This is a genomic window from Actinoplanes sandaracinus (assembly GCF_030009775.1).
Taxonomy (GTDB): Bacteria; Actinomycetota; Actinomycetes; order Mycobacteriales; family Micromonosporaceae; genus Actinoplanes; species Actinoplanes sandaracinus.
The window spans coordinates 100,544-110,630 of the sequence record NZ_JASCTH010000009.1; the positions used below are offsets into that span (position 1 = coordinate 100,544).

General features: G+C 74.0%; 7 protein-coding genes. 1 reads left to right on the forward strand and 6 read right to left on the reverse strand.

Going from position 1 to position 10,087, the window contains the following annotated elements; all coding sequences use genetic code 11:
• The first annotated feature begins 341 nt into the window (after positions 1–341).
• Positions 342–1,097: a pentapeptide repeat-containing protein gene (locus QLQ12_RS47075; RefSeq protein WP_407651492.1), complete on the forward strand. Its 756-nt coding sequence runs from the start codon at positions 342–344 to the stop codon at positions 1,095–1,097.
• A 2,415-nt stretch (positions 1,098–3,512) separates the two neighbouring features.
• Here the strand turns inward: QLQ12_RS47075 and QLQ12_RS15555 are convergent.
• From QLQ12_RS15555 to QLQ12_RS15580, 6 genes are all read right to left on the reverse strand, one after another.
• Positions 3,513–4,601: a GGDEF domain-containing protein gene (locus QLQ12_RS15555; RefSeq protein ID WP_282760569.1), complete on the reverse strand. Its 1,089-nt coding sequence runs from the start codon at positions 4,599–4,601 to the stop codon at positions 3,513–3,515.
• Between the two features lie 114 nt (positions 4,602–4,715).
• Positions 4,716–5,900, reverse strand: a complete 1,185-nt coding sequence (locus QLQ12_RS15560) for an ABC transporter permease (protein ID WP_282760571.1) — start codon at positions 5,898–5,900, stop codon at positions 4,716–4,718.
• Positions 5,897–6,565: an ABC transporter ATP-binding protein gene (locus QLQ12_RS15565; protein ID WP_282760573.1), complete on the reverse strand. Its 669-nt coding sequence runs from the start codon at positions 6,563–6,565 to the stop codon at positions 5,897–5,899. The genes QLQ12_RS15560 and QLQ12_RS15565 overlap by 4 nt, the downstream gene beginning before the upstream one ends.
• Positions 6,562–7,893, reverse strand: a complete 1,332-nt coding sequence (locus QLQ12_RS15570; protein WP_282760574.1) for an efflux RND transporter periplasmic adaptor subunit — start codon at positions 7,891–7,893, stop codon at positions 6,562–6,564. The genes QLQ12_RS15565 and QLQ12_RS15570 overlap by 4 nt, the downstream gene beginning before the upstream one ends.
• A 210-nt stretch (positions 7,894–8,103) precedes the next feature.
• Complete coding sequence (locus QLQ12_RS15575; RefSeq protein ID WP_282760814.1) at positions 8,104–8,817, reverse strand: L,D-transpeptidase family protein; 714 nt, start codon at positions 8,815–8,817, stop codon at positions 8,104–8,106.
• A gap of 190 nt (positions 8,818–9,007) precedes the next feature.
• On the reverse strand, positions 9,008–9,796 hold the full coding sequence (locus tag QLQ12_RS15580) for a CAP domain-containing protein (protein WP_282760577.1): 789 nt from the start codon (positions 9,794–9,796) through the stop codon (positions 9,008–9,010).
• Positions 9,797–10,087: the final 291 nt, after the last annotated feature.

Consider the following 10,087-nt stretch of genomic DNA (forward strand, 5'->3'; position numbering starts at 1 on the left):
GCCGGCAGGTCACGGCCAGACCGGGGCGGGAACGCCGGCTCACCACGGCGAGACCGGGGCCGGCACGCCAGTTGGTCACCCCGGCACAGGTCCGGCCAACCCCGGTGACGGCCGGCCGGCATACTCCGGTTCGGACAACCGGCGGGCGGCCGAGAGCAACCCGGCCGGAGAGTCCGGGTGGGCTCGGGGCCCGGCCTCCACCGGCGAAATCCTGCGCGATGACCTCGGCTACCCCGGTGACGGCGGGCGGACGGACGTTCCGCAGCAGCGGTCGCGGCGCACGCCGCGGACCGCGCATGTGTTCCTGCCCGAAGGCGACGGACCGTGGGCGATGGTGCCGGATGCGGCGCAACCTTCCGCTGAGGCTCGGCCGGTGTCGCCGGCGCGGCCGTCCGTTCCTGACGAGTGGGTTCCCGGGCAGCCCGCGACCGGTCGGCCTGTCGTCATTCCCGGCACGGTCGCTGGTCCTGCCGGGCAGCCATCGCCGGCCGCGGCATGGCCGCCCGCTACGCGGCCGCCCGTCCACGGCGAGGGGGCTCCTCCGGCCGGAGATCCGCTCCGGGCCGGAGGCCCGGCTCAGGCAGGCCCGACTCAAGCAGGCCCGACTCAAGCAGGCCCGACTCAAGCAGGCTCGCTTCAGGCAGGCCCGGATCAGGCGGCGAGCGCGCTTCGTGCCGGAGCTCCGGACGGCGCCGTGCAGCCGACCGCGGCGACAGCCTGGCCGCCTCCTGCCAGGCCCGCGCCGGTCCCCGGCCGAGCGGTTCCCGCGCTGCCGCAGAACGCACCGGGCACTCCGGAGGATGCCTGGCCGCCCGTCCCGCGGCAGGGTCCGGCCGCGCCCGCCAGGATGGCCCCGAACCCGGCTTGGCCGGGTCCGCCGGCCGACGCCGCTCGTGCCGAGGGTCCGCACGCGGACGACGCCGGCCGTGCGGGCGGTCACGCCGCGCCCCAGGGCGTCGGCGGCGCCGGCGCCCCTACCGGTGGATGGCCGTCGATCCCGTCCCAGGGTTCGGGTCCGGCATGGTCCGGCGAGCAGCGGACGTCCCGTGCCGCCGATCTCAGTGGCGACCAACGACAGGGTGCCGCCGGCCCAATAGGGTCGGATGGCCGGCCGCAGAGTGTCCCGCAGGGCACCGCGGGCTGGAACGGCCCGGCGCAGCCCGCCACCGCTGGTCCGCGCTCCGCTCCCCCGGCACAGGAGCAGATCCCCCCGTCCGCCGCCGCGTGGAACGGTTTCGGCCAGCAGCCACCGGCGGCTCCCGGAACGGCACCTCAGTCAGGCGCGGGCTGGAACCACGCCACTTCAGGGCAGACGCCCGCCGCCACCACACCGCGATCGGCGCCACCCGCCCACGCCGCGACCGAACCACAAACCACGAACGCGGGCTGGAACAGCACCACACCGGCACAGACACCCGCCGCCACCACACCGCGATCGGCGCCACCCGCCCACGCCGCGGTCGAGCCGCACGCCGGAGCCGCTGGTCCCGGCGGTGGCGGTGCCGTGCAGCAGGCATCGGCGGGAACCGGCGACGCCTCGCGGCCGGAGTGGAACGGTGTCGCGCCGCAGTCCGCGCCTCCGGGTTCGCCGATGGCGGGCCGGAATGCGCCCGCGTCCGCTCCGCCCGCCGCGGCGTGGCCCGGCGAAGGCCGGCAGGCGACGGACGGTGGATGGAACGCCGCTACTCCGATCTCGGTGCCGCCGGTAGCCGGCGACCAGGTAGGGAACGCCTCCGCCCCGCGATCGGCTCCGCCCGCGTCTGCCGGCGTGTCCGGTGGCCGGCCGCAACCGGCGGGCCGCGGTGGCGCCCCCGCGCACGGCGCGAGCGGTCAGCCGCAGCAGGCCGCGGGGAGCCGGCTCGCCCCTGCCGACGGAGCCCCTGAACAGGGTCAGCACACCGCACGGCACGGAGCATCCCGGCTGGATGCGGCCGATGAGGGAGGTCAGCACGCCGCGCGGGACGGGAACATCCCCACGGGTGCGGTGGCCGAGCACGGCCAGCACGCCGCACGGGCGGCGGATGTCCGCGGGGAACGGCCGGCCGGGCCGGCGGCTGAGAGTCCGACGGCTGACCGGCCGACGTTGGCGCTGCCCAAGCCCGACGCTGCGCGGGATGCCCGGACCGTCTCCGGTGCGGCTGAATCCGGCGGAGCCGGGCGGGAGAAGATCGGGTTCCCGCTCGCGCGGCCCACGCTGGAGGGCGCGGAGGAGCAGCAGCGGCCGTACATGGATGCGGACGGAACCCTGCACAACCTGCGGCCGATCGGACGGCTTGAGGTGGCGGGTCCGGATACCGAGCCTCGGCGGTACGCGGATACCGCGATGGGCAGCGGGTGGTTCGTCAGCAAGGCGGCCGCCACCGGCAGCGGAGACGCCGTGGAAGCGGTGGACACGGACACCTCCGGCGCGGATCCGGACAGCGCCGGCAGCGCGAACCCGAGCGGCGAGCTTCCCACCGTCGGCGCGGATGATCATGGCGGCGCCGGAACGGAAGACGGTGACGCCGGGACGACGCCGAGCGGTCCGGGCGGTGCCGGCACGGCCGCGCCCGTGGGCACGGCCGGAACACCGTCAGGCACGGGCGACGCCGGTGGTGCCGGCGCGGGTCCTGGAGTCGTTGGTACGGGAGATCCGGCGGGTTCCGGCGCGCACGCGGCCGGAACGGACGCGATCGGCAGCGCCGGAGCAGCCGGAACGGATACGGCTGGTGACGCGGGAACCGGCCAGACGGAAGCCGGCAGCCGCGGAACGGCGGCCGGCCAGGTGCCGGCCGCGGGCGCTCGCGACGGTGGAACGGGCGCGGAACGACCGGCCACGGCCGGCCTCGCCACGGAGAGGCCGCAGGGCCCGGATCTGGCGCCGCATCTGCCGCTGACCGCCGCGGACCTGTCGGCGATCCGGTGGCGGCTGGACGGCGGCACCCTGCGCGAGGTCGTCGACGACCGGAACGCGCTGCGGGCGCTCGGTGAGCGGCTGGACGGGCCGCTCGCCGACGAGGCGGACAACATCGTCAAGGCGGGGCTGCTGAGCGTACGCGCGGAGGTCTACCGCCTGCTCGGTGAGCTGGGCATGGCCGCGGCGGCGAGCCGGCTGGCGCTGGCGCACGCCGAGTCGGCGCACGATCTGCAGTCGATGGTGATCGCCCAGGCGGAGTTGGCGCATGTGCTGCGGCTGCGGGGCGACTACATGGAGGCGGACCGGCTGTTCCAGCGGGCGGTCGACGCGGACGTGTCGCCGGCGGTGCGCAGTGTGGTGCACGAGAACGCCGGGCGAAGCTGTTTCGATCAGGGCCGGCACATGGAGGCGCTGGACCATTTCGCGCGGGCGATCCGGCTGGGCGCTCCGGACGACACCGATCTGGTGGAGCGGGTCGGGGTGTGCCTGGAGGCCGTCTACATTCACGTGCTGCGGGACGGTTGGGGCCCGTACCCGCGGAAGTCTCCGGTGATTCTGGCGCCGCTGGGTGGGCGGCCGGCGGAGGACGGTGAGCCGGGTGAGCCGGGTGGCGCTCTCACCGGGGAGACGGCCGGGCATCCGACGGCGCCGCCCCACAGGTGATTTCGGGGACCTGGTCGACGTTGCGGCGGGCGGTTGCCGGCCGGGCCATCATGCTGCGCCCGCGGCCGCCTTCCTTGGCCTGGTAGAGGGCCGCGTCGGCGACCCGTTGCAGTTCTTCGGCGCTGGTGGCGTGGTCGGGGGCGACGGCGATGCCGATGCTCAGGCTGGGCGGCCCGCCGGGCAGGTGGCCGGCGGCGCCGATGCGGGTGCGGGCCAGTTCGGCGAACTGGAGCGCCGCGTAGGGCCCGGCCCGCAGCAGGACGGCGAACTCGTCGCCGCCGAGCCGGGCGACCAGGTGCTCGCGTCCTTCGGTGGCCTCACGGAGGGCGTCGGCGACGGCGCGCAGCGCGCGGTCCCCGGCCGCGTGGCCCCACGTGTCGTTGATCGTTTTGAAGTGGTCGACGTCGATCATGACGAGCGCGAGGGGATCGTGGAGGCCCGCGCGGGCGACGGCCCGGCCGAGTTCCGCGTCGAAGGCCCGTCGGTTCGCCGACCCGGTCAGCGAGTCCGAGGTCGCCTGGGTCTGCAGGACGTCACGGAGCTTGTCGTTGCGTTCCCGCAGGCCGGTCACCACGAGCGCGGTCATCGTCATCGCCACGGTGAGCGCGATCCAGTCGTTGAGGGCCTGGTCACCGGTCTGGAGCTGGTAGGCGACCAGGCCCTGCCCGGCGGAGATCTGGGCGACCGTGAGGGCCACGATGCGGCGGCTGACGAACGACGCGGCGTAGAGCAGCGGCCAGAGGTAGAACAGCTGCGCGCCCATGCTGGCGTCGGCGGTGGCGATGTTGAGCCCGGTGATCACGCCGGCCGACACGAGCGGGAGGAGCGTCCAGAACAGGCGCGGCAGGGCTTCGGGGCGGCGCAGACAGATCAGGCCGAGGACGAAGAGAGCGCACGAGATGACGCCGATGGCGATCACCTCGAAGGCGGGCTCGCCGAGTTTCATCAGCACGCCGGTGATGAGGTTGTACGGCCCCGCCGCCAGCATCAGGTAGGCGACGGCACGGGCGGCGCCGTGCAGGTCACGCAGCTGATGGGGCATGACGGTCTCCTCCGCTCCGCCCTCTCATTCGGTTGGGCCGGGCGTGACCTGAGCGCCGGGCGCCGTTTCGCCGGGGAGCACGCCGCCGGCCCGGTTTCCTCGGCGGAGCGGGGGTCACTCGGTGCGCAGGGCGACCACCGGGTCGAGGCGGCCGGCCCGCTGTGCCGGCACCACGCCGAAGACGATGCCGACGGCCGCGGACACTCCGAAGGCCAGCGCCATCGACCACCAGGTGAGCGCGGCGGGGACCGGGGTGAACCGGTCGACGAGCAGCGCGGTGGTGCCGCCGAGCAGCATGCCGAGGATGCCGCCGGTGGTGGTGAGCAGCACCGCTTCGAGGAGGAACTGGACGCCGATATCGCGGGGCCGGGCGCCGACCGCCTTGCGCAGGCCGATCTCCTTGGTGCGTTCGCGAACCGACACGAGCATGATGTTGGAGACGCCGACGCCGCCGACGAGCAGGCTGATCCCGGCGATCGCGGCGAGCACGCCGGTGAGCACGCCGAGGATGTCGCCGAGCACACCGAGGATCTGTTCCTGGGTGACGGCGGAGAAGTCGGTGTCCGGGTGCCGGTCGGTGAGCGCGGCTACGACGGCGGCGGAGAGTTCGCCGATGCGTTCCCGGTCGGGGGCGCGGATGGCGAGGCCGTCGATGCGCTCGGTGCCGAGGAGCCGCTGGGCGGCGGTGACCGGCACGTGCACCTCGCCGTCCCGGTCGACGCCGAGGCTCTGCCCGAGTTGCTCGAACGTGCCGACCACCCGGAACCGCACCCCGCCGATGGTGATCTGCCGCCCGATCGGGTCGCGGTCGCCGAACAGGTCGCGGGCCACGCCGGCGCCGAGGACCACCACCCGCCGGCCGGTGCTCACGTCGGTCCGGGTGAGGTAGGCGCCCCGGTCGAGGCGGCGGACGAAGACGGTCGGTGTGGTCTCCAGGACGCCCTGCATGCTGGCGAATCCGGTGCGGGAGCCGGCGCGCACGGCCTCGCCGGAGCTGATGGTGACCGCGACCCGGGACCGGTCACCGACGATCCGGTTGACCGCTTCGACGTCGTCGAGGGTGAGGGGCGACGAGGTGGGCGCCGCGCCGGCCTCGAGGCGGCCGGGCACCACGATGAGCAGGTTGGAGCCGAGACCTTCGACCTGGTTCTCGATCTGGTTCTTGGTGCCGGTGCCGATCGCGACGAGGGCGACGACGGCGGCCACGCCGATCACCACACCGAGCATGGTGAGCATGCTGCGCAGCCGGTTGGCGCGTAGCGCCTCGAGCGCGACCCGCCAGGCCTCGGCGACCCTCATGCGATCAGCCCGTCCTTCATTCTGATCTGCCGGTGGGCCCGGGCCGCCACCTCACGGTCGTGGGTGACCAGCACGACGGCCACGCCGTCGGCGTTCAGCGTCTCCAGCAGGGCGAGGACGGACTGGCCGGTGGCCGAGTCGAGGTTGCCGGTGGGTTCGTCGGCGAGTAGCACGGACGGGCCGGTGACCAGGGCGCGGGCGATCGCCACCCGCTGCTGTTCGCCGCCGGACATCTGGTTGGGGCGGTGGGTGACGCGGTGGCCGAGGCCGACGCGGTCGAGCATGGCGGCGGCTCGCTCGCGCCGTTCCCGGCGGCCGACGCCGCGGTAGACCAGGGGCAGGCCGACGTTGTCCTGGGCGGTCGTGCGGGCGAGCAGGTGGAACGACTGGAAGACGAAGCCGATCGTGGTGTTGCGCAACTCGGCCATCTCGTCGGGGGTGAGGCGGGCGACGTCGCGGCCTCCGATCAGGAGGGTGCCGCCGGTCGGCCGGTCCAGGCCGCCCAGCAGGTGCATGAGGGTGGACTTGCCGGAGCCGGAGGTGCCGACGATCGCCACGTAGTCGCCGGTCTCGACGGTCAGCGAGACGCCGCGCAGAGCGTCGACCGAGACGCCGTCGAGCTGGTAGGTGCGGCTGACGTTGTCGGCGACTATCGCGGCGGTCATGGGGCTTCACCGCCGGCGGTGACCTGGTCGGCGCCGGCGACCACGACGCGTTCGCCCGCGCGGACGCCGGAGACGATCTGCACGGTGTCCTCGCCCTGGACGCCGAGCCGCACCGGCACCGCGGCGAACCGGCCGTCACGGACCGTCCAGACGGCGTCCTTGCCGTCGGTGCTGACCACGGCCGACGCCGGGACGGTCACCGCGCCGGACGCCTGCCGCACCTTCAGCCGGGTCACCGCGCTCATGCCGGGGCGTGGGGTGGGCGCGTCCTCGCCGCTGTCCGGATAGTTGCCGGCGGCCAGTTCCAGCCGCACCTTGTAGGAGACGCCGCCACGCGCCGACGTGGTGGGCAGCAGGTCGATGGCCGTCACCGTGGCCGGGTAGACCGCGCCCGGCGCCGCGTCCAGCTCGACGTCGGCGGCGACGCCCTCCTTGATGAGCAGCACGTCCGTCTCGTCGACCTCGGCGACGAGGCCGAGGCGGGCGGTGTCCACGACGGTCACCACCGGGGTTCCGGGCGCGACATAGCCGCCTTCCGGGACGGCGGCGTCCACACCGGACGAGCCGGAGGCCCCGGCTCCACCGCCGGAAGCGGGCGGAAGCAGGCCGGCGAGGGAACCGCCACCGGCCTGCGCCGGGCCGCCGAGCTGCACCACGCCCGCCACCGGGGCCCGCAGGGTCAGGGCGTCCACGGCCGCGTCGGCCAGCTCGTACGCCTGCTTGGCCTGAAGCCGCTGGGCGGCGGAGAGGGCGCCCATCGCGCGCCCGAGCGAGGCGACGCCGCGCTGCACCGACCGCAGCGCCGCCGCGGAGGCCGCCGACGCCGTCTCGTAGCTCGCCTCGGCGGCGTCGACCTGATCCGTCAGCGCTTTTCTGACCTGCGGGTCGGCGATCTCTCCGGCGGCGGCCCGGGCCTGCTCGAACGCGTCCGCCGCCTGCCGGTCGGTGCGTTTGCGGACCGCGGTGAACTCGGCCGTCCCGCCGGCGCTGACGCCGCCGCCGGACGGCGACTTGTCGAGGGCCTCCTGCGCGGCGTCCCGGCGGCGGGTGAGTTCCGGCGCGTCGATGACGGCGAGCACGTCGCCCTCGCGCACCCGTTGCCCCGGCTCCACCCGCAGGTCACGCAGGGTGCCGGCGGCGGGCGCGGTGAGCGTGGCGGCGGTCCGGGCGGTCACCGTGCCCGGTGCCTCGACGATCTCGCCGACCGTGCCGATCTCGGCGTTCCCGAGCCGCACCGGGCTCGTCTCGTCATCGCACGATGCCCCGGTCAGCGCCAGGAGAAGAACACCGGCGGCGATGATCACTGCACGTGAGCGGGCGCGATACACAGAGGCCACTCTATGCCGCGGTCCCCGCGATCTCCCATCAAACCCCGCCGATGGCCGGGTGGGCGGCCGGCTCCCGCTGGAGATTCTTCTTCTCGTACGGCTACGCGAAAGCGCCGTGGCATCCACCCGGCCGCCGGGCTGGGACGTGGCGACGCGAAACGGGCCGCCCCCGGTGAGGGACGGCCCGTTCGTCAGCGAGAGCTGGACGGATCAGGTGCCGGGACGGCGCCCGATCGTCTTCACCGTCATGCCGTACTTGCCGATGTTGTAGTACGCCTTGGCGTCGGCCGGAAGAAGGTTCACGCAGCCGTGCGACCCGCGCCACTTGTCGTGGATGTAGGTCGTGGTCTGGTGGAAGCCCATCCCGCCGTGGAAGCGCTGCCAGTAGGGCAGCCACACCTCGTACGGGTTGGACCATTCCTTCTTCGTCCGCTTGTTGATCTTGAAGGTGCCGGCCGGCGTCCGGTAGCCCTTCATGCCGGTGCGCACCACGGTCGGCTTGTAGTGCACCTTGCCGTTCTTCATGACCCAGGTGGTCTGGTTGGTCAGGTCGACACAGAAGGTGATGCCCGACTTCTTGGCCTTGCAGGCCGCCGTCTTCGTCGCCGCGAGTCGCTTGGCGACGTCGAAGGTGCTCGGTCCGGCCAGGCCCTTGGCCGGCTGGATGCCGAACCGCTTCTGGAACTTCACGATCGCGGCACAGTCGGCGGCGGACTGCTTGCCGTCGACCGTGACCGCCCCGTACCCGCCGAGTTGCTTGAGGTAGCCCTCGACCTGCTTCTGGTACTTGCCGGTCGCGCACGACGCGGCAGCCGCCTTGGTGACCACCGCGGTGGTCACGGTCGCGGGGGGCGGGGGGGGGGCCCCCCCGGCCGCCCGCGGGAGCGCGCCCGCACCCCAGCCCCCCCCCACCAGCGCCGACAGCGCGACGCCGGTGAAGCGGGCGGAAACCCGTCCACTTGCCAAAACATCCTCCCCAGAATGGTGTGCGCACATCGAAGCACAGCCGTTCCATCCGTGGTGACCGGGGAAGGGCCGTGACACGAAACCGGTATGCCATCGGTGTCCGCGGTCACGGCTCGAGGCGATTCGGCTCCGGGGAGTCAGCAGACGGTCAACGGGGAGTCGCGAAGTCCTGAACCCAGTACGGTGTGTCACCGGAGTCCAGAGCCAGTCCGACCCCCATCTGGTCGAGGCGGCAGTCCAGGATGTTCTCCCTGTGGCCGGGGCTCTCCATCCAGTCGGTCATCACCCGGTACGGGCTCTCCTGTCCCTTGGCGATGTTCTCGCCGTAGCGGCTCCACACGTAACCGGCGTCGGTGACCCGGCTGCCGGCCCGGTCCCCGCCCGGCGACTCGTGGTCGAAGTAGCCGCGCCGGGCCATGTCCGCGGCGTGCCGGTTGGCCGCGGCGACCAGCCGGCGGTCCAGAGTGAGCGGTTCGCAGCCGGCTCGGCGGCGGTGCTGGTTGACCAGGGCCAGCACCTGCTGCTGCACCGGAGCCTGCAGCCCGGGCGCCACGGAGGCCGCGCTGATCTCCTTCCGGGAGGCCTCGATGACGTCCTCGGCGGGGCCGGCCTCGGCGACCGCGCGGCGCACGAGGCGGTCGCCGGTCGCGCCGCGCGCCGGTTCCTCCACCGGCGTCCCGATGGAGGACGGTGGGCGCGACGACGTCCGGAGGGCCGCCGACGGGACCATCCGCACGGGTGCGGCGCCCCAGCCGTCCGCCGTCACCGGGGGCGAGATCTCGTCCGGGGGGGTCGACGGCGCCGGATCTCCCTGCCACGGTCGTGTGTCCGTGGTGTCCGGTGCCCGCGACGGCTCGTGCGCCAGGGCCTGAGCGGTCAGGCCGCCCGTCACCAACGTCACGGCGGCCAGGCCGAACACTGCCAGAGGTTTCCGCATGCCCCGTCGATCCCCTTTGCTCCGTGCGCTCCGGCCGTTCCGGGGCGCTCACCGGTTGACCAACGGCGCCGCCAGCGAAAACGCAACGGAGGGGCGATCACGGGTGTCGCACAGTCGCACAGGGATCCGGCGTTCTTCCCCCTATCGGGGTAGACCGCTCAGGCTTATCTACCGACCGCGCGGAGGGCCCTGGCGCGGCCGGGCCGTCGCTACGGTTTCGCGGTGCGCAACCCGCGGCCGAACCTCGGTCACCCGCTGCCACTGCGTTTCACCGGGCGCGACGGCGTCCCC

Bases quoted from the DNA above. Each gene is read 5' to 3' on its own strand.
- QLQ12_RS15560 (WP_282760571.1), bottom strand. From the start codon at position 5,900: ATGAGGGTCGCCGAGGCCTGGCGGGTCGCGCTCGAGGCGCTACGCGCC.
- QLQ12_RS15565 (WP_282760573.1), bottom strand. From the start codon at position 6,565: ATGACCGCCGCGATAGTCGCCGACAACGTCAGCCGCACCTACCAGCTC.
- QLQ12_RS47075 (WP_407651492.1), top strand. From the start codon at position 342: ATGCGGCGCAACCTTCCGCTGAGGCTCGGCCGGTGTCGCCGGCGCGGC.
- QLQ12_RS15555 (WP_282760569.1), bottom strand. From the start codon at position 4,601: ATGCCCCATCAGCTGCGTGACCTGCACGGCGCCGCCCGTGCCGTCGCC.
- QLQ12_RS15580 (WP_282760577.1), bottom strand. From the start codon at position 9,796: ATGCGGAAACCTCTGGCAGTGTTCGGCCTGGCCGCCGTGACGTTGGTG.